General features: G+C 68.3%; 25 protein-coding genes. 14 read left to right on the forward strand and 11 right to left on the reverse strand.

The window, feature by feature from the left end:
- The first annotated feature begins 7 nt into the window (after positions 1 to 7).
- From K3U93_RS04600 to K3U93_RS04610, 3 genes are read left to right on the forward strand one after another with little or no spacing between them, the layout of a single operon-like run.
- Complete coding sequence (locus K3U93_RS04600; RefSeq protein ID WP_071511687.1) at positions 8 to 1021, forward strand: 3-oxoacyl-ACP synthase III family protein; 1014 nt, start codon at positions 8 to 10, stop codon at positions 1019 to 1021.
- Positions 1021 to 2082, forward strand: a complete 1062-nt coding sequence (locus tag K3U93_RS04605; protein WP_071511760.1) for a pyridoxal phosphate-dependent aminotransferase — start codon at positions 1021 to 1023, stop codon at positions 2080 to 2082. The genes K3U93_RS04600 and K3U93_RS04605 overlap by 1 nt, the downstream gene beginning before the upstream one ends.
- 8 nt (positions 2083 to 2090) lie before the next feature.
- Complete coding sequence (locus tag K3U93_RS04610; RefSeq protein ID WP_071511688.1) at positions 2091 to 2597, forward strand: MarR family winged helix-turn-helix transcriptional regulator; 507 nt, start codon at positions 2091 to 2093, stop codon at positions 2595 to 2597.
- Between the two features lie 26 nt (positions 2598 to 2623).
- Here K3U93_RS04610 and mmsB read toward each other — a convergent pair whose 3' ends face one another.
- From mmsB to K3U93_RS04625, 3 genes are read right to left on the reverse strand one after another with little or no spacing between them, the layout of a single operon-like run.
- Entirely contained in the window at positions 2624 to 3499 is an 876-nt protein-coding gene (gene mmsB / locus K3U93_RS04615; RefSeq protein WP_083009408.1) for a 3-hydroxyisobutyrate dehydrogenase, read from the reverse strand.
- Between the two features lie 9 nt (positions 3500 to 3508).
- A complete protein-coding gene (locus K3U93_RS04620) occupies positions 3509 to 4669 on the reverse strand; it encodes an isobutyryl-CoA dehydrogenase (RefSeq protein ID WP_083009411.1) in 1161 nt (386 codons plus the stop codon).
- Between the two features lie 6 nt (positions 4670 to 4675).
- Positions 4676 to 6196, reverse strand: coding sequence for a CoA-acylating methylmalonate-semialdehyde dehydrogenase (locus K3U93_RS04625; protein ID WP_071511691.1), 1521 nt, complete (start codon positions 6194 to 6196; stop codon positions 4676 to 4678).
- A 113-nt stretch (positions 6197 to 6309) separates the two neighbouring features.
- Between K3U93_RS04625 and K3U93_RS04630 the strand changes: the two genes are divergently transcribed.
- Entirely contained in the window at positions 6310 to 7140 is an 831-nt protein-coding gene (locus tag K3U93_RS04630; protein WP_083009414.1) for a DUF4226 domain-containing protein, read from the forward strand.
- 25 nt (positions 7141 to 7165) lie between these two features.
- Positions 7166 to 7750 (forward strand): DUF7956 family protein, encoded by a 585-nt coding sequence (locus K3U93_RS04635; protein ID WP_083009417.1) that lies wholly within the window; start codon positions 7166 to 7168, stop codon positions 7748 to 7750.
- 20 nt (positions 7751 to 7770) lie between these two features.
- Here the strand turns inward: K3U93_RS04635 and K3U93_RS04640 are convergent, their stop codons facing one another.
- The 5 genes from K3U93_RS04640 to K3U93_RS04660 are packed head-to-tail and all read right to left on the reverse strand — an operon-like array spanning position 7771 to position 11476.
- Complete coding sequence (locus tag K3U93_RS04640) at positions 7771 to 8043, reverse strand: hypothetical protein (RefSeq protein ID WP_083009420.1); 273 nt, start codon at positions 8041 to 8043, stop codon at positions 7771 to 7773.
- A gap of 36 nt (positions 8044 to 8079) precedes the next feature.
- Entirely contained in the window at positions 8080 to 8706 is a 627-nt protein-coding gene (gene rfbC / locus K3U93_RS04645; RefSeq protein ID WP_071511694.1) for a dTDP-4-dehydrorhamnose 3,5-epimerase, read from the reverse strand.
- Entirely contained in the window at positions 8707 to 9702 is a 996-nt protein-coding gene (gene rfbB, locus K3U93_RS04650; protein WP_083009423.1) for a dTDP-glucose 4,6-dehydratase, read from the reverse strand. It abuts the gene before it with no gap.
- Between the two features lie 26 nt (positions 9703 to 9728).
- Complete coding sequence (locus K3U93_RS04655) at positions 9729 to 10595, reverse strand: LLM class F420-dependent oxidoreductase (protein ID WP_071511696.1); 867 nt, start codon at positions 10593 to 10595, stop codon at positions 9729 to 9731.
- A gap of 17 nt (positions 10596 to 10612) precedes the next feature.
- The gene (locus K3U93_RS04660) at positions 10613 to 11476 is read right to left on the reverse strand and encodes an LLM class F420-dependent oxidoreductase (RefSeq protein WP_083009426.1); all 864 of its coding nucleotides are present in this window, start codon (positions 11474 to 11476) and stop codon (positions 10613 to 10615) included.
- A gap of 247 nt (positions 11477 to 11723) precedes the next feature.
- On the opposite strand from K3U93_RS04660, the gene infA reads away from it, so the two are divergent.
- From infA to truA, 8 genes are all read left to right on the forward strand, one after another.
- A complete protein-coding gene (infA, locus tag K3U93_RS04665) occupies positions 11724 to 11945 on the forward strand; it encodes a translation initiation factor IF-1 (protein ID WP_003418601.1) in 222 nt (73 codons plus the stop codon).
- A gap of 50 nt (positions 11946 to 11995) precedes the next feature.
- Positions 11996 to 12109, forward strand: a complete 114-nt coding sequence (rpmJ, locus tag K3U93_RS04670; protein WP_003879483.1) for a 50S ribosomal protein L36 — start codon at positions 11996 to 11998, stop codon at positions 12107 to 12109.
- 244 nt (positions 12110 to 12353) lie between these two features.
- Positions 12354 to 12728 (forward strand): 30S ribosomal protein S13, encoded by a 375-nt coding sequence (rpsM, locus tag K3U93_RS04675; protein WP_003873446.1) that lies wholly within the window; start codon positions 12354 to 12356, stop codon positions 12726 to 12728.
- Positions 12729 to 12733: 5 nt separating this feature from the next.
- Positions 12734 to 13153: a 30S ribosomal protein S11 gene (gene rpsK / locus K3U93_RS04680; RefSeq protein ID WP_071511699.1), complete on the forward strand. Its 420-nt coding sequence runs from the start codon at positions 12734 to 12736 to the stop codon at positions 13151 to 13153.
- A gap of 11 nt (positions 13154 to 13164) precedes the next feature.
- A complete protein-coding gene (rpsD, locus tag K3U93_RS04685) occupies positions 13165 to 13770 on the forward strand; it encodes a 30S ribosomal protein S4 (protein WP_071511700.1) in 606 nt (201 codons plus the stop codon).
- A gap of 142 nt (positions 13771 to 13912) precedes the next feature.
- Positions 13913 to 14956: a DNA-directed RNA polymerase subunit alpha gene (locus tag K3U93_RS04690; protein WP_071511701.1), complete on the forward strand. Its 1044-nt coding sequence runs from the start codon at positions 13913 to 13915 to the stop codon at positions 14954 to 14956.
- Between the two features lie 85 nt (positions 14957 to 15041).
- A complete protein-coding gene (gene rplQ / locus K3U93_RS04695; RefSeq protein WP_083009429.1) occupies positions 15042 to 15620 on the forward strand; it encodes a 50S ribosomal protein L17 in 579 nt (192 codons plus the stop codon).
- On the forward strand, positions 15565 to 16461 hold the full coding sequence (gene truA, locus K3U93_RS04700; protein WP_420915401.1) for a tRNA pseudouridine(38-40) synthase TruA: 897 nt from the start codon (positions 15565 to 15567) through the stop codon (positions 16459 to 16461). Before rplQ ends, truA begins: the two co-directional genes overlap by 56 nt.
- 24 nt (positions 16462 to 16485) lie before the next feature.
- Here truA and K3U93_RS04705 read toward each other — a convergent pair whose 3' ends face one another.
- The gene (locus tag K3U93_RS04705; protein WP_420915374.1) at positions 16486 to 17340 is read right to left on the reverse strand and encodes a cutinase family protein; all 855 of its coding nucleotides are present in this window, start codon (positions 17338 to 17340) and stop codon (positions 16486 to 16488) included.
- 127 nt (positions 17341 to 17467) lie between these two features.
- On the opposite strand from K3U93_RS04705, the gene eccB reads away from it, so the two are divergent.
- Positions 17468 to 18862, forward strand: coding sequence for a type VII secretion protein EccB (gene eccB / locus K3U93_RS04710; RefSeq protein ID WP_083009434.1), 1395 nt, complete (start codon positions 17468 to 17470; stop codon positions 18860 to 18862).
- Here the strand turns inward: eccB and mycP are convergent.
- Together mycP and eccD are read right to left on the reverse strand one after the other, a co-directional pair.
- Positions 18827 to 20155 (reverse strand): type VII secretion-associated serine protease mycosin, encoded by a 1329-nt coding sequence (gene mycP / locus K3U93_RS04715; protein WP_083009437.1) that lies wholly within the window; start codon positions 20153 to 20155, stop codon positions 18827 to 18829. The two genes, eccB and mycP, sit on opposite strands and share 36 nt — an antisense overlap.
- On the reverse strand, positions 20140 to 21513 hold the full coding sequence (gene eccD, locus K3U93_RS04720; RefSeq protein ID WP_083009440.1) for a type VII secretion integral membrane protein EccD: 1374 nt from the start codon (positions 21511 to 21513) through the stop codon (positions 20140 to 20142). The genes mycP and eccD overlap by 16 nt, the downstream gene beginning before the upstream one ends.
- Between the last annotated feature and the right edge of the window lie 52 nt (positions 21514 to 21565).

Raw genomic sequence — 21565 nt, forward strand, 5'->3', positions numbered from 1 at the left:
GGTCATCGTGAGCCAAGTCAGCCTGACCGACGTTTCCACCTACCTACCGGGCGAGCCGATCGGCGCCGACTACTACGCGCAATTCGCCGGATCCGACGAGCTGCGAGACAACATCATGTTCCGCGCGCCCCGCTTCCGCCACCATGTCGGGCCCGACGAGACCGCGATCGACATGGTCGAGCGTGCCGCGCAGGGATTGATCGAACGGCATGGGCGCGATGTCATCGACAGCGCCGACGTGCTGATCACCCACACGCAGATGCCGGACATGCCTTTCTACGGTGGGGGCGGCGCCGTCGCACACCGCTTGGGGATGCGCCCGTCCTGGGTGCTGGATCTGCACAACGGCGGATGCGCCGCATTTGTGCTGGGGCTCAACGTCGCCCGTAAGCTGCTGGTGTCGGGCGAGGGGCGCACCGCGTTGATCGCGATCGCGCAGAACGCCGCGGGGCAAGTCTTCGACCAGCCGGGAGTTCGGCGCAAGGCGCAGGCGGCGATTCCCGGTGATGGGGCCGCGGTCGGTTTGGTCACAGTGTCCGACCGGTCGCCGATCCTGGGTATCGAATGCCGCACCTACGGCGAATACGCCGGCGACATGACGCTATCCATCGATCCACCCCGCAAGTGGTGGCAGCCCGGGCCCGGGGAGGGTTGCATCGGTTTCACCGAAACCAAGATCACCAAGGTGCTTGCCCGTGGCAACCGGCAGGTTCCGGAAGTCGCACTCGCGGTCTGCGACCGAATCGGACTGGCATCCAAGGATATCGATCTGCTGGTCACCAACCAGCCCAACCGGGTGTTCCTGCGCAACTGGCGCGAAGCGCTCGAGGTGCCGCCCGAACGCCACCGGGACACCTTTGACGAGTGCGGCAACCTGTTCGGCGCCGGGATCCCGATCAACCTGGACCGTGCGATATCCGACGGTCAGGTCCAGGCCGGCGACGTGATCATGATGGCGGCCTTTGCACACGCCGGCGACTTCGCCGGCGCCGCGGCGGTGCGGTGGGGCGGGCGACGCTGATGCAATCCATGCCGAGCCCGGTCGCCGGCGAGATCTGTGACGCGCTGCCCAACGCGATCGATCCGCTTGCGTTGTCGCTCAACGAGAATCCGTTTCCACCGCTGCCGGCGGTACGGTCGGCGTTGATCCGCTCCGTTTATGCGGCCAACCGGTATCCGGAATTCTTGCCGGAGCGGCTGCGCGGCTTGATCGCCGACCATATCGGCGTGCCCGCCGACCGGGTGGTACTGGGTGCCGGCGCGACGGGTGTCGTGCTGCAAGCCCTGCAGGCATTGACCGCTCCGGGCGACACGATAGCGATGGCATCGCCGACCTTCGACGGTTATCCGATCGTCGCGCAGATGGCGCGGCTGAATTCGGTAGCCGTTCCCCTGGACGAGCGCGGGCACAACGACCTCGACGGACTTGCCGACGCCGCCGCGGATGCCCGCGTGGTAGTGGTGTGCCGGCCGCACAACCCCACCGGCACACTGGAACCCGCGGCGGCCCTTTTTCGGTTCCTGCGCCGGGTGCCGCGCGGCACCGTCGTGCTGCTCGACGAGGCGTATATCGAGTTCACCGGGCCTGAGCACCGGATCGACGTATCGGCCTTGGTTGCGCGTTTTCCCAATGTGGTGGTCGTGCGGACCTTCTCCAAGGCGTACGGCTTGGCGGGGCTGCGGATCGGTTACGGGGTGGCGTCGCAGGGCCTGGCCCGGGCGCTGTGGTCCCAGCAGCTGCCATTCGGCATCGCGATCACCAGCTTGCTTGCGGTCGCGGCTTCCTACAGTGCGGAAGACGAACTGCTGCAACGGGTCCGGCTGATCACCACCGAACGCCGCTATCTCCGTACGCGCCTGAGCGCAATGGGGATATACACGACTGCCGCACATGCGAATTTCATGTACCTGCCTTCGAGGGGTGGGCAGGGTCGGCCATGGCATGAAATTTTGACCGACAGTGGACTCCATGTGCGGCACTACGCGGACGGCGGTGCGCGGATCACCGTGGGCAACCGCGCGTCGACGCTGGCGGTGCTGTCTGCGCTTGGAAAGGCCACGCGTCGGGTCCAAGTGCGGTAAGAAGGGGCGTGGCCGCCTCACGAACTGAAAAACGTGACCCGATCGCTGCGGCACGGGCCAATTGGGAGCGCGCCGGGTGGGGCGACGTGGCGCAGGGCATGGTCGCGGTCACCTCGGTGATGCGTGCGCACCAAATCCTGCTGGCCCGTGTCGAGGCCGCGCTGCGTCCGTACGATTTGAGTTTCTCCCGCTTCGAATTGCTGCGGCTGCTGGCGTTCAGCCGGACCGGGGCGCTGCCGATCACGAAGGCCTCCGATCGGCTGCAGGTGCACGTCACCAGCGTGACCCACGCGATCCGCCGGCTGGAGGCCGACGGACTGGTTCAGCGCGTGCCGCACCCCACCGATGGGCGCACGACGCTGGTGCGGATCACCGAGCTCGGCCGTTCCACGGTCGAGGACGCCACCGTCACGCTCAACGAGCGGGTGTTCGCCGACATCGGAATGTCCGACACCGAATCGCAGGCCTTGGCGTCGTCCATCGATACGTTGCGGCGCAACGCGGGCGACTTCTGACCCGCGGCGGCTCGCCAGCGTCTGGCTCAGTTGCCGCGCAGCATTTCGATGACGGCGCTGAAGTCTAAGGCGCCATGGTCGGCGGCGAACTTGGCGTAGATCTCGGCGGCGTGCGTGCCTAGCGGCGCCGACGAACCGGTGGATGCCACCGCGTCCATCGCCAGGCCAAGGTCCTTGTTCATCAGTGCGGTGGTGAAGCCCGGCTTGAAGCCGTTGTTGGCCGGTGACGTCGGAACCGGGCCCGGCACCGGGCAATTGGTGTGCACCGCCCAGCAATTGCCGGTGGCGCCGGTGATGACGTCGAACAGGGATTGCGCCGACAGTCCGAGCTTTTCGGCCAGCACGAACGCCTCGCCGATCGCGATCTGTTGCACCGCCAGCACCATGTTGTTGCACACCTTGGCGGCCTGCCCGGCGCCGGCCGCGCCGCAGTGAATGATCTTGCCCGCCATGGGTTCCAAAATCGGATGCGCGCGACGCAGGCTTTCCGAGTCACCGCCCACCATGAACGCCAGCGTCCCGGCCACGGCACCCTTCACCCCGCCGGAGACCGGCGCGTCCAGCTGCGACACCCCGTGCGACTGCGCCAGCGAGTGCACCTCGCGGGCGTCGTCAACCGAAATCGTGGAGCTGTCGATGAACAGCGCGCCGGCTTTCGCGGCGGGCAGCACGTCGGCGTAGCAGCGTTTGACGATGCCGCCGTTGGGCAGCATGGTGATGACCACGTCGGCGTCGGCCACCGCGTCGGCGGCGGTGTCGAACACCGTGACGCCGCCCGTGGTCGCGGCGGCCGCGGCCGCGGCCACCGGGTCGAACCCGCGCACGGTATGGCCGGCGGTGACAAGGTTCGCCGACATCGGCCCGCCCATGTTGCCGAGCCCCAGGAACGCGATAGCCGTCAACTGACCCTCCTACGCGCTGGCACGCACCCGCGCGGCCTCGGCCCGGCCGATGACCACCCGCATGATTTCGTTGGTCCCCTCCAGGATTCGATGCACCCTCAAATCACGGACGATCTTTTCCAGACCATACTCGCGCAGGTAGCCATAGCCGCCATGCAATTGCAGGGCCCTGTCGGCGACCTCGAAGCAGGTATCGGTGACGTAGCGCTTGGCCATCGCGCACAGCTCGACCTTGTCGGGATCGTCGGCGTCCAACGCATTCGCGGCCCGCCACAACATCATTCGCGAGGTTTCCAGCCCGGTGGCCATGTCGGCCAGGGTGAACCGGACGGTCGGCTCGTCGAGCAGGGCAGACCCGAACGCCCGCCGCTCCCGCACGTAGGCCCCCGCCTTGTCGAAGGCGGCCTGCGCGCCGCCGAGTGAGCACGCCGCGATGTTGAGCCGGCCGCCGTTGAGGCCGTTCATCGCGATGCCGAAGCCGGCGCCCTCGCCATCCGCCCCGCCCAGCATCGCGTCGGCGGGGACCCGCACCCCCTCCAGGATCACCTGCGCGGTCGGTTGCGCGTGCCAGCCCATCTTCTCCTCGGGTGCGCCAAAACTCAGTCCCTCAGTGCCCTTTTCGACGACGAAGGCCGAGATGCCCCGCGGGCCCGCCTCTCCCGTGCGTGCCATCACCACATACACGTCCGAGGCGTCCGCACCGGAGATGAACTGCTTGACGCCGTCGAGCACGTAGTCGCCACCCTGTTTGACGGCTCGGGTGCTCAGCGCGCTGGCGTCGGATCCGGCGCCGGGCTCGGTGAGGCAGTAGCTGGCGATGACGTCCATCGGAGCCAGCCGCGGAATCCATTCCTTGCGTTGGTCGGCGGTGCCGAAGGTGTCGATCATCCACGCGCACATGTTGTGGATGGACAGGAACGCGGCGGTCGTCGGGTCGGCGGCGGCCAACTGCTCGAAGATGCGGACCCCGTCGAGCCGGCGCAGCCCGCTGCCGCCGACGTCGTCGCGGCAGTAGATCGCCGCCATGCCGAGTTTGGCGGCCTCGCGCAACACGTCTACCGGAAAGTGCTTGGTGGCATCCCATTCCAGGGCGTGCGGGGCGAGGCGTTTGGCGGCGAACGCGGCGGCCGTTTCGATGATGACCCGCTCGTCGTCGTTGAGAGTAAACATAAGGGTCTAATTCATTGTGGGGATGACGAATTCGGCGCCGTCCTTGATGCCGGATGGCCACCGCGACGTGACGGTCTTGACCTTGGTGTAGAACTGGATGGACGCGGGGCCGTGCTGGTTGAGATCGCCGAAGCCGGAGCGCTTCCAGCCGCCGAAGGTGTGGTAGGCCACCGGGACGGGGATCGGCACGTTGACACCGACCATGCCCACCTGCACCCGGGAGACGAAATCGCGGGCGGTGTCTCCGTCGCGGGTGAAGATCGCCACGCCATTGCCGTATTCGTGCTCCGAGGGCAGCCGCAACGCCTCTTCGTAATCATGCGCCCGCACCATGCACAGCACGGGGCCGAAGATCTCGTCGGTGTAGATCGACATGTCGGGGGTGACGTGGTCGAACAGGGTCGGCCCGATGAAGAAGCCGCTTTCGAGGTTGGCGTCACCGAACGTCAGGTCGTCGCTGCGACGGTCGCGGCCGTCGATCACGATCTCGGCACCGGCTGCCACACCCTGGTCGATGTAATTGCGCACCCGGGCCACCGCGGCCTCGGTGACCAGCGGGCCGTAGTCGGCCTTGGGGTCCAGGCTGTGCCCCACGCGCAGGTTGTTGATCCGCTCAATCAGCCTGGCGCGCAACCGGTCCGCAGTCTGCTCACCGACGGGTACCGCGACGCTGATCGCCATGCAGCGCTCGCCGGCGCTGCCGTACCCGGCGCCGATCAGCGCGTCGACGGCCTGGTCGAGGTCGGCGTCGGGCATCACGATCATGTGGTTCTTGGCGCCGCCGAAGCACTGCGACCGCTTGCCGGTCGCCGCGGCCGTCGCGTAGATGTACTGGGCGATGTCGGAGCTGCCGACGAAGCCGACCGCCTTGATGTCGGGGTGGTGCAGGATCGCGTCGACGGCCTCCTTGTCACCGTGCACGACCTGGAACACGCCCGGCGGCAGGCCGGCTTCCAGAAACAGCTCCGCGAACCGCACCGGAACAGACGGGTCACGCTCACTTGGCTTGAGCACGAACGCATTTCCGCACGCGAGGGCGGGCCCGGCCTTCCACAGCGGGATCATCGCGGGGAAGTTGAACGGGGTGATGCCCGCGACCACGCCCAGCGGCTGCCTTAGGGAGTAGACGTCGATGCCGGGGCCGGCGCCCTCGCTGTACTCGCCCTTGAGCAGGTGGGGAATCCCGATGCAGAACTCGATCACCTCGATGCCGCGCTGGATGTCGCCGCGCGCGTCGGGCACCGTCTTGCCGTGCTCGCGCGACAGCAGCTCGGCCAGCTCGTCGCTGTTCTTGTTGACCAGCTCGATGAATCGCATCAGCACGCGGGCGCGGCGCTGCGGATTCCACGCGGCCCAACCCTTTTGGGCCTCGACGGCCGAGGCCACCGCCGCGTCGACGTCGGCCTTGCCGGCCATCGGCACTTTCGCCTGCACCTCGCCCGTGCTGGGGTTGAAGACGTCGGCGGTGCGGGTGGACTGGCCGGCGGTGCGCTTCCCGTCGATGAAGTGCGGGATCTGTGCGGTCATGGGTGCCCTCGAAAATCGGTTATGCGCGAATACTTGCATACCCTAGTAACCGCTTCTGGTGCTGGCAAGTCGGGTGACTTGTCCCACGTTTACGGCCTGATTACCGTTTCGCCGTGTCCGAAGAGACCGGTCTCGGCGCCGGTGCGGCGCGGGCCCGCGAAACGGTGTTGGCTGAGAGCGTCCGGGTGCCTGGCGCGGCTGACAGGATGGTCGTGCCCACGCTGCGGGCCGCTTATGGAAGCGTGCTGCGAGGGCGGTGGCAGCTCGACGCGATCGGGGCCGACATCGAGAGCGCCGTGGCGAATCAGCGGGCGCTGGCGCTCGACACCCCCGCGGGTGCCGTCACGTTCGCCAAATTCCTTGCTGCCAAGGCACAAGACATCAACCGGGTGGTCACCGAAACCGCCGAGGGATCCCGGGGCGGGGCGGCGACACTCGGGTCCCTGGGTCCGTCCTACCAAGCTCTCGGATATGGCCCCAAACCACAGGAGCCGCCTCCGGCCCCGGTGCCTTTTCCTCCCTACCAACCGAAGGTGTGGGGCGCGTGCCGGGCCCGCGGCCAGGACCCGGACAAGGTCGTCAGGACGTTCTACCATGCGTCGATCAGCGCGCGATTCCGGTCGTTGCCCGCCGGTGACTCGGTGCTGTATTGCGGCAACGACAAGTACGGGCTGCTGCACATCGAAAAGGAACACGAAGATCAGTGGGATCGGATCGCGAACTCACGATGGCCGAGCGCAGGCAATTGGCGCTACCTCGCCGATTACGCGATCGGCGCTACGCTGGCGTACCCCGAGCGGGTGGAGTACAACCAAGACAACGACACGTTCGCCGTATATCGCAGGATCTCGCTACCGGACGGCCGGTACGCATTCACCACTCGGGTCGTGATTTCGGCAAACGACGGGAAGATCATCACGGCCTTTCCCCAGACGAGTGCATGAGCCGGTTGACCAAAGGAGGTGACTCATGACGGAGCCGCCGCGGAGTTATACCGGGCGTCGCGATCTCATCGCCGAGAAGCTGGAGCCCTACTTCCAGATCAGCGACATGCTGCCGAGCAACGTCAGACCCAGCTCAGAAGCTGCCGAAAAGTTCTGGGACAACTCATTGTGGTGCAGCTGGGGGGACCGGGAAACGGGATACACCCGCTCGGTCACGGTGGCGATTTACCAGGTGGCTGACGGCGAGCGGCGAGCCAACGAGATCCGCACCATGATGCGGGAAGAGTGCCCGTCCGGTCTAGATTTGCAGAGCCCAAACCCCGAGGCCTACGAGGTCACCGGCCAGCGGGCTGGGGAATACGTCTTCGTGCTGAATTACCTGGGACATGTGAGAGCTGTAGTGGGTAGGTGCGTCGTCGAAATCATGCCGATGGGCACGGGGATCGACCTGAGCAAATTGGCCGACGTGGCACTGGATATCGGCCGCACCGTTGGCTGCTCGGCCTACCAGAACGACTTCACGCTGCCGGACGTGCCAGAAGAATGGCGCAATCAGCCGGTGGGGTGGTCGACGGAGGGATTTCCCCCGTACATACCGGGGGCGGGCTAGCCGTCACCCGGAAACCCTGGTTACCGCCAGCTCGTCGGCAAGTCGGTGATGTGGTTGGGGCAGTAGTCTTGAGCCGCCTGAGACATGATGTTTCGCGCGTCCTCGGCCGACATCGTGGCGCGCAGCTGCATGAAGGCGTATTCGGCCGGCGCGTAGCCCTGGTCGCGCCCCGCCGGATCGTCCATCAGCTGGCACGCCTCCTTCTCCTGCCTGGCGTCGGCGTGCGCGACGCCCGAGCAGAACACCGCCAGGCCCACCAGGCCGCCGGCGGCCATCTTCGTGACAGCCCTCATGGGCGTTTCCTCCTGCCTACGCGCCTCGCGCCCGCCTCACCGGTTTTTCCTTTGGTGGGTGCCGCGCATGCCGTCCACGAACCTCTGCGTCTCCTCCCAGGTGGGCAGGAGACCGGACGCGCGCACTTCGTCGAAACCCGGGGCCGCGGCGTCGCGGTCGGACAGGCTGGGAGGGGCGCCGTCAACCAGCGGCCAGTCGATTGCCAGCGCCGGGTCCGTCGCGCAGATGGTGTGCTCGCGCTGCGGGTTGTACTCCGCCGAGCACAGGTACATCACCGTCGAATTGTCTTGCAGTGCAAGGAATCCGTGCCCGAGGCCCTCGGAGAGGTAGATCGTCTTGCGGTCGGAGTCGTCGAGCAGAACCGAGTCCCATCGGCCGAAAGTCGGTGAGCCCAAACGGATGTCGACGACAACGTCGAACACCGCGCCGCGCACGCAGGTCACGTACTTGGCCTGGCTCGGCGGCAGCTGGGCGAAGTGCAGGCCGCGCAGCACGCCCGCCGCGGACACCGAACAGTTGGCTTGCCGGACGTCCAGGCGGTGACCGGCGAATGCGGTGAACCCGCGGTCGGTGAGCCATTCGAAAAATAGGCCGCGGGAGTCGCCGTGGATGGTGGGGGTGATCTCCCAGGCGCCGGGAATGCCGAGTTCGCGAACCTTCATTCACTGACCGCGTTCTTCGTAGCGGGCTTCCGCGGCGTCCTTCAACGGGCGCCACCACGACTCGTTGTCGCGGTACCAGTCGATGGTGGCACGCAGCCCCTCCTCGAAGTCGGTATGCTTTGGCGCCCAGCATAATTCGTCGTACAGCGACGACGGGTCGATGGCGTACCGCAGGTCGTGGCCCACCCTGTCGGTGACGTGGTCGAAGTCGTCCGGGTCGCGACCCATCATCTGCAGCAGCGTGCGCAGCACGGTCAGGTTGTCGCGCTCGCCCTCCGAGCTGATCAGGTAGGTTCGGCCGATCTCGCCCTTGTCGAGGATCCGCCGCACCGCGCTGTTGTGGTCGTCGACGTGGATCCAGTCGCGCACGTTGGCGCCGCTGCCGTACAACTTGGGTCGCCGGCCGGTGAGCACGTTGGTGATCTGGCGCGGGATGAATTTCTCGATGTGCTGATACGGCCCGTAGTTGTTGGAGCAATTGGAGATCGTCGCGCGCACCCCGTACGAGCGCACCCAGGCGCGGACCAGCATGTCGGCGCCGGCCTTGGTCGCCGAGTACGGGCTCGACGGGTTGTAGGGCGTCGACTCGGTGAACCGCTTCGGGTCGTCGAGCTCCAGGTCGCCGTAGACCTCGTCGGTCGAGATGTGGTGCAGCCGCACACCGTGGCGTCGCACCGCTTCCAGGATGGTGAACGTTCCGACCACGTTGGTCCGCAGGAACGGCTCCGGGTCATCGAGCGCATTGTCCACGTGACTCTCGGCGGCGAAATGCACCACCGCGTCGGATTCGGCGACCAGCCGGGAAACCAGCTCGGCGTCGGTGATGTCGCCCACCACCAGCCTGATGGCATCCTCGACGTCGGCCAGCGACTCGCGCCGGCCCGCGTAGGTCAGGGCGTCGAGCACCGTCACCGCGTCCTCGGGATGCTCACGCACCGTACTGTGCACAAAATTGGCGCCGATGAAGCCGGCTCCCCCGGTGACCAGCAATCGCATGGTCAAACCCTAACCGAGCGGGATACTCAGCTCGGGGGAGTTAGCCCCAATGGCCCGGCCAATTCGCTCAGCGCGGGCAGCAGCGTGTCCTCGTTCCAGCCGCCCAGCACCTGAATCGCCACGTGGTCGGCGCCGGCCTTCACGTGCTCGTTGAGGCGGCGCGCGATGGCCTCCGGCGTGCCGTAGGCCACCAGCGCGTCGATCAGCCTGTCGCTGCCGGGCTTGCGCACGTCGCCTTCGGCGAACCCCAGCCGCAGCCAGTTGTTCACGTAGTTGCTCAGCCCCAGGTAGAGGTCGAGGGCGGCGCGGCCCGCCGCGCGGGCTTTCGCCGTGTCGGTGGTGAGTATCACCTTGTGTTCCGGCGCCAAAAACACCGTCTTCCCGACGAGTTCGCGCGCCTTGGCCGTGTGTTCGGGAGTGGTCAGATACGGGTGGGCCCCGGCGCTGCGTTCCGCTGCCAGCCGCAACACCCGCGGTCCGAGGGCGGCAAGCACCCGACGGCTGGTCGGCACCATCGCGGCGTCGAGCTCGTCGAGGTAACCGACCAGCGCCTCGTAGGGCTTCGCATACTCCTGCGTGTGCTCGCGGTGGCCCACCCCGATGCCGAGCAAAAACCTTCCCGGATAGGCGCTTTCGATGCGCGCGAACGACTCGGCGACCGCCGGTGCCGGCGCCGACCAGATATTGACGATCCCGGTCGCCAGTTGCAACGAGGTGGTCGCTGCGAGGGCGGGTTCGACCCAGTCCAGTTCCGCGTCCGGCGACCCGCCGACCCACGCCGCGCCGTAGCCGAGCGATTCGATCTTGGTGGCCAGTTCGGGCGTGATCGACCGGGTGGGCAGCCAGACGCCGAACCGGCCCAGGTCGGGTTTCAGTGCAACTGCCTCGGTCATCCGGGTCCCCCTCTGCGTTAAGGCTGAGTCAGGCCGAGCGGCTCGGCCAGTTCGGCCAGCGCCGAGACCAGGTTTTCATCTTTGGTGAGGACCTGCACGGCCACGTGGTCGGCGCCGGCGTCGAGGTGCTGCTTCAGCCGCGCCGCGATCTGGTCCGGCGTGCCGTAAGCCACCAGGGCGTCGACCAGGCGGTCGCTGCCGGGCCGGGTGATTTCCTCGTCGGAAAAGCCCAGCCGTTTCCAGTTGTTGCGGTAGTTGGCGAGATTGAAGTAAATGTCGAGCGCCTTGCGACCCACCGCGCGAGCTTTCTCGGTGTCGGTGGTCAAGACCACCTTGTGTTCGGGCGCCAGGAACGCCGACGGGCCGATCAGTTCACGGGCCCGCGCGGTGTGTTCGGGCGTGGTCAGGTAGGGGTGCGCGCCGGCGCTGCGTTGGGCCGACAGCTTCAGCACCCGGGGACCCAGGGCCGCCACCACGCGCCGGTTGGCGGGCACGCCGTACTCGTCGAGCTTGTCCAGGTACTCCGCCAGCGCCTCATAGGGCTTGCGGTACTCGCTGTGCGCCTCCGGATGGCCGACGCCGATGCCCAACAGGAAGCGGCCGGGGTGGGCCTTGTCGATCCGGTGGAACGAATCGGCCACCGGCTTGGCGGCTGCGGTCCAGATGTTGACGATGCCGGTGGCCACCTGCAACGTGGTCGTCGCCTCGAGGATGGGCTCCACCCAAGCCAGCTCGGCGGGCGGGGATCCACCCACCCAGACGGCCCCGTAGCCCAGAGACTCGATTTCTTTGGCTTGCCGGGGCGATACGCCGCGCCCGAACGATCCGAACCGGCCGAGATCGGGCTTGCTCGCTGCAGAGCTGGCATGCGCGTCGGTCATGGTGTTCCCAACCTGCGGTGTGCTGCCGCTATTCCGCGCCCTGAGCTCTCGCGGAACGATTTTGGTCAGGGCGAATGACCGGGTATCGTGGAGTAACGGTGCGGCATCCGCGCCGGCTTTTTGCGTGCCCAGTCCCTCGGAAATTCTAGGAATTTCCCGTCACCGGCTCACGTTTGAAGTCCGGGTAAGCGTCGCGCCGAACGGGCGCGGACGGGAACGAAACAAACGACGAGGATTTTTGGGGAGTATGGCCAAGAAAGACGGTGCCATAGAGGTCGAGGGCCGTGTGGTCGAGCCCCTGCCCAATGCGATGTTCCGCATTGAGCTGGAGAACGGCCACAAGGTGCTCGCCCACATCAGCGGCAAGATGCGGCAGCACTACATCCGCATCCTGCCCGAGGACCGGGTGGTGGTGGAGTTGTCTCCCTACGACCTGTCCCGGGGCCGCATCGTGTACCGGTACAAGTAAAAGCCCGAATCAAACCACCGACGAGCAGACAGAACAGGATCGAAACGGCCGTGAAGGTGAACCCGAGCGTCAAGCCCATCTGTGACAAGTGCAGGGTGATCCGTCGGCATGGGCGGGTCATGGTGATCTGCTCAGATCCGCGCCACAAGCAGAGACAAGGCTAGTCCGTCCGGCGACGATTCCCACTGGCCTGAGGTGGGGGTCCCCCCTCCGGGGGAGAGACGGACAATCAGTCAGGGTTTCTGCTTACACAACTGAATGCAGACCTCCCAGCACCAGTGAGCGGCTGGCATCTATTGAGATGGGCCAGCTCATCCACGCCCGGACGGAGGCCGGGCCCCGCCTCAAACATTGGGGCGGGAACGGGCTGGGACCAGACCTCCGCCTAGAAAAGAGGAAACGCCACCCATGGCTCGACTAGTCGGCGTCGATCTGCCGCGCGATAAGCGGATGGAGATCGCCCTGACCTACATCTACGGCGTCGGCCGTACCCGCTCCAACGAAATCCTGGCGGCCACCGGCATCGACCGCGACCTGCGCACCCGGGATCTCACCGACGACCAGCTGACCCACCTGCGTGACTACATCGAAGCCAACCTAAAGGTGGAGGGTGACCTGCGCCGCGAGGTGCAGGCCGACATTCGTCGCAAGATCGAGATCGGCTGCTACCAGGGGCTGCGGCACCGCCGCGGCCTGCCGGTGCGCGGCCAGCGGACCAAGACCAACGCGCGGACCCGCAAGGGCCCCAAGCGCACCATCGCAGGCAAGAAGAAGGCCAGGTAGTACAGATGCCACCAGCGAAAAAGGGGCAGGCAGGCTCCGCCAAGAAGGGACAGAAGACCCGCCGTCGGGAAAAGAAGAACGTCCCGCACGGTGCCGCGCACATCAAGAGCACGTTCAACAACACGATCGTGACGATCACCGACCCGCAGGGCAACGTCATCGCCTGGGCGTCGTCGGGCCACGTCGGCTTCAAGGGCTCGCGGAAATCCACCCCGTTCGCCGCTCAGCTGGCCGCCGAGAACGCCGCGCGCAAAGCGCAGGAGCACGGCGTGAAGAAGGTCGACGTGTTCGTGAAGGGCCCGGGCTCGGGCCGGGAGACCGCGATCCGGTCGTTGCAGGCCGCGGGCCTGGAGGTCGGTGCGATCTCCGATGTCACTCCGCAGCCACACAACGGTTGCCGTCCGCCCAAGCGCAGAAGGGTCTAGGAGGAGAATTCATGGCTCGTTACACCGGACCCATTACCCGCAAATCGCGCCGGCTGCGCACCGACCTCGTCGGCGGCGACCAGGCCTTCGAGAAGCGTCCCTACCCGCCCGGCCAGCACGGCCGCGCGCGGATCAAGGAGAGCGAGTACCTGCTGCAGCTGCAGGAGAAGCAGAAGGCCCGCTTCACCTACGGCGTGATGGAAAAGCAGTTCCGCCGCTACTACGAAGAGGCCGTGCGTCAGCCCGGCAAGACGGGTGAGGAGCTGCTTCGAATCCTGGAGAGCCGGCTGGACAACGTCGTCTACCGCGCCGGGCTGGCGCGGACCCGCCGGATGGCCCGGCAGCTGGTCAGCCACGGGCACTTCACCGTCAACGGCGTGCACGTCAACGTCCCCAGCTACCGGGTATCGCAGTACGACATCGTCGACGTGCGGGACTCCTCGCTCAACACGGTCCCGTTCCAGATCGCGCGGGAGACGGCGGGGGACCGCCCGATTCCGAGCTGGTTGCAGGTCGTGGGGGAGCGCCAACGCATCCTGATCCACCAGTTGCCGGAGCGCGTGCAGATCGACGTGCCGCTCGCCGAGCAGCTGATCGTCGAGTACTACTCGAAGTAAAGGCGCAGACTTCCGCCGCTGCATCCGCACCGGCGGGAAACCTTGCGGCGATCGCAAGCGCGGCGAAGCCGGGCGAAGCGGGTCGACGCGAGAACCAAACGGCATCAAATAGCGGGTGCCGAGAAGGAGAAGAAGAAACACCATGCTGATCTCTCAGCGACCCACACTGGCCGAGGAAGTCCTCACCGACAACCGGTCCCAGTTCGTCATCGAACCGCTTGAGCCGGGATTCGGCTACACGCTGGGCAATTCGCTGCGTCGCACGCTGCTGTCGTCGATTCCCGGCGCCGCCGTCACCAGCATTCGCATCGATGGTGTGCTGCACGAGTTCACCACCGTGCCCGGGGTCAAGGAAGACGTCACCGACATCATCCTGAACCTCAAGGGCCTGGTCGTGTCCTCGGAGGAGGACGAGCCGGTCACCATGTACCTGCGCAAGCAGGGCCCGGGCGAGGTCACCGCGGGTGACATCGTGCCGCCCGCCGGTGTGACCGTGCACAACCCCGGCATGCACATCGCGACGCTGAACGACAAGGGCAAGCTCGAGGTCGAGCTGGTCGTCGAGCGTGGCCGCGGCTATGTGCCGGCGGTGCAGAACCGGGCCTCGGGTGCCGAAATCGGCCGCATCCCAGTCGATTCCATCTACTCCCCGGTGCTCAAGGTGACCTACAAGGTGGACGCCACCCGTGTCGAGCAGCGTACCGACTTCGACAAGCTGATCCTGGACGTGGAGACCAAGAGTTCGATCACCCCCCGCGACTCGCTGGCGTCGGCGGGCAAGACGCTGGTCGAATTGTTCGGCCTGGCACGCGAACTCAACGTCGAGGCCGAGGGCATCGAGATCGGGCCGTCGCCGGCCGAGGCCGACCACATCGCGTCTTTCGCGCTGCCGATCGACGACCTGGACCTGACCGTGCGGTCCTACAACTGCCTCAAGCGCGAGGGTGTGCACACCGTCGGCGAGTTGGTGAGCCGCACCGAGTCCGACCTGCTCGACATCCGCAACTTCGGCCAGAAGTCCATCGACGAGGTGAAGGTCAAGCTGCACCAGCTGGGCCTGTCGCTCAAGGACAGCCCGCCCACCTTCGACCCGTCGGAGGTCGCGGGCTACGACGTCGCCACCGGCACCTGGTCCACCGAGGGCGCCTACGACGACCAGGACTACGCCGAAACCGAACAGCTCTAACGGCCGTCCGGTGACGAGGCGGGCGTTAGGCCCGCTGAGGAGCCAGACAATGGGACTCAGCAGAATCTAGACAGGAGCGTCAGCAATGCCCAAGCCCACCAAGGGCCCTCGCCTCGGCGGGTCGTCTTCGCACCAGAAGGCCCTGCTGGCCAACCTGGCCACGTCGCTGTTCGAGCACGGCCGGATCAAGACGACCGAACCCAAGGCCCGTGCGCTGCGGCCCTACGCGGAAAAGCTGATCACGCATGCCAAAAAGGGCACGCTGCACAACCGGCGAGAGGTGCTCAAGAAGATCCGCGACAAGGACGTGGTGCACGCCTTGTTCGCCGAGATCGGGCCGTTTTTCGCCGACCGAAACGGCGGCTACACCCGCATCATCAAGGTCGAGGCGCGCAAGGGCGACAACGCTCCGATGGCCGTGATCGAGCTGGTACGGGAGAAGACGGTGACGTCCGAGGCCGACCGGGCGCGGCGGGTGAAGGCGTCGAAGGCGGCTGCGGCGCCGCAGGCGGCCGTCGAGCCCGAAGAGGCGGCCGGACCCACGGCAGCGGAGGTTACGGCCGAAGCCGACGAGCCCGAAGCCGAGCCCGAAGAGGCCAAGGCGGCCGCTGAGGAGGCCGAGGAGGCCCCGGCCGACGAGCCAGATGAGGCCACCGACAGTTGACGAGGCCGTCCGTCTGCGGCTCGACATCGCCTACGACGGAACGGAATTCGCGGGCTGGGCGGATCAAGCCGGGCAGCGTACCGTCGCCGGCGTCCTCGACGAGGCGCTGACGACGGTTTTCCGCACGCCGGTGCGGCTGCGCGCGGCCGGGCGCACCGACGCAGGCGTGCATGCCAGCGGGCAGGTGGCTCACCTCGACGTGCCGGTCGACGCGTTGCCGAACGCCTATCCGCGGTCGCCGCGCGCCGGCCAAGCGGAGTTCCTGCCGCTGGTGCGCCGCCTCGGTCGGTTCCTGCCCGCCGATGTCCGGGTGCTCGGCATCGCCCGCGCCCCAGCGGGTTTCGACGCGCGGTTCTCGGCGCTGCGCCGCCATTACGTCTACCGGCTGTCGACGGCGCCCTACGGTGTGGAGCCGCAGCGGGCGCGCTACGTCACTGCCTGGCCGCGCGCACTGGACCTGGACGCGATGCGCGCCGCATCGCGAGATCTGCTGGGACTGCATGACTTTGCGGCGTTCTGCCGTCGTCGGGCTGGCGCCACCACCATCCGCGACCTGCAGCGGTTGGACTGGTCGCGGGACGACGACTTGATCACCGCGCACGTCACCGCCGACGCGTTCTGCTGGTCGATGGTGCGGTCGCTGATCGGGGCGCTGCTGGCCGTCGGCGAACGCCGCCGCCCGGCGTCCTGGTGCCGCGAATTGCTCACCGCCACAAGCCGATCCAGCGATTTCGCCGCCGCCCCGGCGCGCGGGTTGACGCTGACCGGTGTCGATTACCCGCCCGACGATCAGCTGGCCGCGCGGACCCTGATCACCCGGGGTCTGCGCTCGCGGGGCTAGATCCTGCCCGCGACGACGCGGCGGTCAGACCAGACCGGGTTGGGGGGACGGCGAGCTCGGCGAAGGCGCCGGTCCGTGTATCGACGGGCCGGACCCCGGTGCCCCGGGCGCCTGCGGCAGCTGTGGGACGTACATTTGCGGGGGCCCATACCCGGGCACCTGCTGGCCGGTCCCGGCCAGCAGCTTGGACGCAACGAAAGCCGCCGCCTGGGTGGTGTACACGGGGACGTAGCCCTCGGTGTGCCCGCTCCACTCGTTGCCCGGACCCGCGTGGCAGATCGGGTCGTTGGGGTTGCACAGATCGATCGCCTTGGATCCCAGCATCGCGCTCGCGGTCGGCAGCGAGCCGCCGGCCCGGTCGGCCACGTCGCCGAAGGTGACCACCGCCGCGATGTTGTTGGCGTACTCCGGCGGCAGCGAACTGCCCCAGTCGATGCCGCCGATGGGAACGCCGGCCACGATGTCCATCACGGACGCGCCCTGCGAGTAGCCGCCCAGCACGATCTTGGTGTTCGGGCACTTCTGCACCGTCTGCTTGACACGATTGATCGTGTCGTTGGCGCCGTCACCGCCGTGCAGCTGCAGCTTGCTGGCGGCGTAGTTCACCCCGTAGGTGTCGATGCTCATGCCGCCGGTCTGTTGGCGCAGCGAGTCGACGAAGGCGTCGCCCACCCGGCCGAGGCCGGGCGGCTCGTTGGTGCCGCGCGCGAAGATGACCTCGGCGTCGGGGCAGTTGTCGGCGGACGCGACCGGTGTCGCGAGGGGGGTGCAGAGCAGGCCGGTCGCGGTGACCAGTGCCGAAGCGCCCAGGCCGACCCAGCGGCCCGTTGATGACCGCGCGCTGCCCGCCCGAGGGCCCCGTATGCGGTGAGACTTCACGCCGAAATTTTACCCGCATTCGGGCGCAGCGAAACTTCCGCTTGCCTGTGGATGGACCGCCACAGCGATGTTGACCTGCGGCTTAACGTGAGGGCGAAGACGGATTCGATAAGTTTTCGGGGGAATTTTGGACCGATCACCGCCGCACCGGCCGACGACCCGATTGCAAATCGGTGGTTACCGGTTTTTGCTGCGTCGCCTCGAGTGCGCGTTGCTGGGCAGGGATGTCGGCGCGGTCAACGAACCCCTGCGCGCGCAGTCGGCGTCGCTCACAATCGGGTGCGTGCTGGCGGCCGTCGCCATCGCCGGATGCGCGGTTCTGGGTTTGCTGCGGCCGCGCGCGGACCTCGATCGGGCACGGATAGTGATGGGCCGGGAATCCGGGGCGCTGTATGTGCGGGTGGGCGACACCTGGCATCCGGTGCTGAACTTGGCCTCGGCGCGGCTGATCATCGCGACGGCCGCCGACCCGCAGCCGGTGCGTGAGTCCGATCTGAGCCGCACCAAACACGGCCCGCTGCTGGGTATTCCGGGTGCGCCGCAGTTTCTCGGCAAGCCGCTGTCGGCGGGCGAATCGGCCTGGACGACCTGCGATACCGACGGCGCCGCCGCAACGACGGTCGTCGTCGGGCCCACCGGGGGGCCGTCGGTCCGTCGCCTGGCTTCCGAGCAGGCCATCCTGGTCACGCCCGCCCCGGGTTCGCCGGCCTACCTGCTCTACAACGGGCAGCGGGCCGTCGTGGACCTTGCCGACGCCGCGGTCCTGCGGGCACTGCGGCTGGAAGGCCACGCGCCACGCGTCGTCTCGCAGTCGTTGCTGAACGCCGTGCCCGAGGCGCCGCCGATCGGCACCCCACGGATTCGCGGCGCGGGCGGCAAGGCGGCCGGGCTGCCCGGGTTCCCGGTCGGCAGTGTGCTGCGCATCACACGTGGCGACGGTGACGAGTATTACGTCGTCCTGGCCGCCGGGGTCCAGCGCATCGGCCGGGTGGCCGCGGACCTGCTTCGGTTCGCCGACTCGCAGGGGACCGCAAACGCCGTCACGGTGGCGCCCGACGCGCTCCGCACCGCCGCGATCGTGAACACGCTGCCGGTGGCGAGTTTCCCCGACCGGGCGCCGACGCTGCTGGACGGCGAAAGCGCCGTGTGCGTCACGTGGAAGCCCGCGCCATCCGGGCGCTTCGACACCGCGTTGCTGGCGGGGAGCGGCCTGCCGGTGCCGGCCGGCCAGGCGCCGGTGACCCTGTCCCAGGCCGATGGCGACGGCCCCGCGCTGGACGCGGTCGGCCTGCCGCCCGGCCGCAGCGCCTACGTGTGGGGCAACGGCCGGATCGGCACGCGATACCTCGTCACCGACACCGGGGTGCGGTTCGCGGTCCACGATGACGACGCGGCGCACGACCTCGGCCTTCCGGCGCCGGTCCCGGCGCCCTGGCCGGTGTTGGCGGCCCTGCCGGCCGGACCGGAACTGAGCAGGCAGACCGCGTCAGTCGCCCGGGACACCGTTGCGGGACCCCCGTAACCGGCCCCCGGCCGCACCGGCCGCCAGGGCCGCCACCAGCGCGACAAGGCAAGCGCCCGCGCCGCGCAATGCGATGGTTCGGGCGCGAGAATTCGGCGGCTCGGGTGGGGGTGGTGTGCCGATCGGCACGGGCGCCGGTGCCGGTTTGGCGGTGGTGCCACCGGCCGGAGCGGGGTCGGTACTGACCGCGGCCAGCGCGTCGATGGTGCCGTTGCCGACGAGCGGATCCCAGCCGGCGGGTGGGTGATGGGCGGTGGACTCGATGCGCCGCATCACCTGGCGTGCGGTCAACGCCGGGAAGCGGGCCCGGATCAGCGCGGCCAGCCCGCTGACCACCGGTGCGGCGTAGCTGGTGCCCGATACCGGTTGCGAACCGAGCGACGTCACGGCCTCGCCGGTGGCGGCGACGTCCACCCACGGCCCGGCGAGGGTGAACGCCGACGGCGTCCCTTCGGCGTTCACCGAGCCGACGGTCAGCACGTAGTCGTCGTACCAGGCCGGGCTGACCGCGACCGTGACGGTCGCCCAGGTTGCGTCGGACCGCTGAGGCGGACACTGCGCCGTGCCGCCGGTATTGCCCGCCGCCGCCACGACGACGGCATTCTTGACGTCGACCGCGTAGGCCAGCGCGGCGCCCAGTGCGCGGTCGTCGGGGGCCGACGCAACCGGAACGCAGGCAACCGACGAAATGTTGATCACCGATGCGCCGAGATCGGCGGCCGTGCGGACGGCTTTCGCCATGGTGTCGACGTCACCGACCCCGGCGTGGGACCGCTCGCCGGCGGGGGCGAACTTCGCGCTGGACTGGCGGATGCTGATCAGCGTGGCCTCGGGCGCCACCCCGCCGAAGCCGTCGGCCCTGGAATCCGGTGCGGCGGAGATGATTCCGGCCACCAGGGTGCCATGCGCGTCGCAATCCTGGGTGCCGTCGCCGACGGACACATAGTCACCTCCGGGCACCACATCGGGCAGTCGGCGGTGCCGCGAGACGCCGGTGTCGATGACCGCGACCCGTTGTCCCGCACCGCGGCTGAGTTGCCACACCCGCGGCAGGTCGATCAGGTCCGGGAGCCCGTCGCGGCGTGGTCCCGGGTCCGCCGTCATCGTCGCGCAAACCTCCCGTTGCACGGTCGGCCACGGCGGCGCCGGCAAGGCCGGCTTCGGTAGCCACCTGTCGTCGATCTGCGGCGGCGAAACCGCGTGTGCCGGCGGCGTTCCCGGCTGGCACAGCGCGGTAAGCACCGACACCGCCAGCAGGCGCGCGACGCGTGCCGCGCTCACTTGGGACTCCATCCGCGAACGGCACCGTAGAGGCCGCATACCCAGCACGTCAGCGGCACCATCGCGACCAGCGCCAGACACTCCAGCAGCTCGACGCTTCGCCGCACCACGGGCGAGACCGAGATCGCCGGGGCGACGAAGCCCAGGTAAATCGCCGCGGCGGCCAGCACCGCCGTCACCGCGGCTATCCATGCCCCGCGCTCGGGCACGTTCAGGGCCGTGACGCCGAATGTCGTTGCGGTGACGACGGTTCCGCTGGCGACGAACACCGGCGTCCTTACCCCGGAAACCGAACGGGCGCGCAGCAACAGCAGCGAGCCCGTGGCAATGCCAAAAGCGACGCAGCACAGGCGCGGCGCGCCGGCGAGCACGGTGACGACGGCACCGGCGGCGGCCGACGACGAGAACGCGGCGAGCAGGCCGGTCAGCCAGTTGTCGGCGCGGATCGCCCTGGCGGCCAACCGATCCCCGGTCGATTCGGCGGTGTCCGGGCCCGGCGGCAGCCGAGGCGATAACCCCGCCAGCATGATCGACGCCCGCGCCGCCACCCCGAGCAGGCCGAGGGATATCAGCGCCGATACCGAACCGATGGCGCGCGGCGGCGCGCCGGTGATCACGCCCACCAGCGCGGCGGCGGCAACGATCGCCGCCGCGCAGGAGACCGCGGTCAGCGTGACGACACCACAGCCCGAAGCCCGCATCGCCAGCACCGCGGTGACGGCCGCCGCCGTGGCGGCCAGCAGTGCGTTGGGGATGCCGGGGGCGCCGGGGACCGCCAGAAAGCCGGCAACCGCCGCGAACCCGGTGGCGATCGCGCTGAGCGCGAGCCCGGCGACCGCGTCCCGATAGGCGCGGTGGGCGATCACCGCGAACAGCAGAGCGAGCAAGCCGGCGAACACCGCAGGGCCCGCAGTGGCGCCGGTGGCCTTGGCGCTGACCGCATTTCGCACGAGCGCCAGCGCGCCGACGCCGGTCAGGCAGCCCGCCGCCACCGCGCCGGTGAGCCGGGCGGCCTGCCGGCGCCGGGCGTGGCCCCAAGGCCGGGCCGCCTCCAGCGTCGCCGCCACGGCCTCGGCCGCGTCGTCGTAGCGGACGGTGGGTGGCGGGGTAGGGGACTGGCTCAGGACCAGAACGGCGCCGTCTTGGATGCCGTTCTGCGCCAATGTCGCCGACGTGTCCAAGGCGGACGTGCCCGGGCGGGACAGCCGGTAACGCCTCGCCTCCAGATCGTCGATACCGCGGCCCTCCAGGATGTCGACGATCGACGGGATCAGGATGGCGACGGCAACCCCGGCGGGCAGGGCCACGTCGGCGACGGCCGTGCCGGCATGAACTGACACGCGGCGCAGCCCCGGATCGGACGCGGGCAATGGCGGACCCCTTCGGTCGGATTACCCGCACGGTAACCGGTTTTCGACGCCC

It is taken from the genome of Mycobacterium malmoense (genome assembly GCF_019645855.1).
GTDB classification, from domain to species: domain Bacteria; phylum Actinomycetota; class Actinomycetes; order Mycobacteriales; family Mycobacteriaceae; genus Mycobacterium; species Mycobacterium malmoense.

Excerpts from the sequence above, each read along its gene's own strand:
- mycP (WP_083009437.1), bottom strand. The coding sequence starts at position 20,155 with ATGGAGTCCCAAGTGAGCGCGGCACGCGTCGCGCGCCTGCTGGCGGTG.
- K3U93_RS04635 (WP_083009417.1), top strand. The coding sequence starts at position 7,166 with ATGACGGAGCCGCCGCGGAGTTATACCGGGCGTCGCGATCTCATCGCC.
- K3U93_RS04605 (WP_071511760.1), top strand. The coding sequence starts at position 1,021 with ATGCAATCCATGCCGAGCCCGGTCGCCGGCGAGATCTGTGACGCGCTG.
- K3U93_RS04625 (WP_071511691.1), bottom strand. The coding sequence starts at position 6,196 with ATGACCGCACAGATCCCGCACTTCATCGACGGGAAGCGCACCGCCGGC.
- rpsD (WP_071511700.1), top strand. The coding sequence starts at position 13,165 with ATGGCTCGTTACACCGGACCCATTACCCGCAAATCGCGCCGGCTGCGC.
- K3U93_RS04620 (WP_083009411.1), bottom strand. The coding sequence starts at position 4,669 with ATGTTTACTCTCAACGACGACGAGCGGGTCATCATCGAAACGGCCGCC.
- rplQ (WP_083009429.1), top strand. The coding sequence starts at position 15,042 with ATGCCCAAGCCCACCAAGGGCCCTCGCCTCGGCGGGTCGTCTTCGCAC.
- K3U93_RS04655 (WP_071511696.1), bottom strand. The coding sequence starts at position 10,595 with ATGACCGAGGCAGTTGCACTGAAACCCGACCTGGGCCGGTTCGGCGTC.
- infA (WP_003418601.1), top strand. The coding sequence starts at position 11,724 with ATGGCCAAGAAAGACGGTGCCATAGAGGTCGAGGGCCGTGTGGTCGAG.
- rfbC (WP_071511694.1), bottom strand. The coding sequence starts at position 8,706 with ATGAAGGTTCGCGAACTCGGCATTCCCGGCGCCTGGGAGATCACCCCC.
- K3U93_RS04640 (WP_083009420.1), bottom strand. The coding sequence starts at position 8,043 with ATGAGGGCTGTCACGAAGATGGCCGCCGGCGGCCTGGTGGGCCTGGCG.
- rpsK (WP_071511699.1), top strand. The coding sequence starts at position 12,734 with ATGCCACCAGCGAAAAAGGGGCAGGCAGGCTCCGCCAAGAAGGGACAG.
- K3U93_RS04660 (WP_083009426.1), bottom strand. The coding sequence starts at position 11,476 with ATGACCGACGCGCATGCCAGCTCTGCAGCGAGCAAGCCCGATCTCGGC.
- rpsM (WP_003873446.1), top strand. The coding sequence starts at position 12,354 with ATGGCTCGACTAGTCGGCGTCGATCTGCCGCGCGATAAGCGGATGGAG.
- K3U93_RS04690 (WP_071511701.1), top strand. The coding sequence starts at position 13,913 with ATGCTGATCTCTCAGCGACCCACACTGGCCGAGGAAGTCCTCACCGAC.
- rfbB (WP_083009423.1), bottom strand. The coding sequence starts at position 9,702 with ATGCGATTGCTGGTCACCGGGGGAGCCGGCTTCATCGGCGCCAATTTT.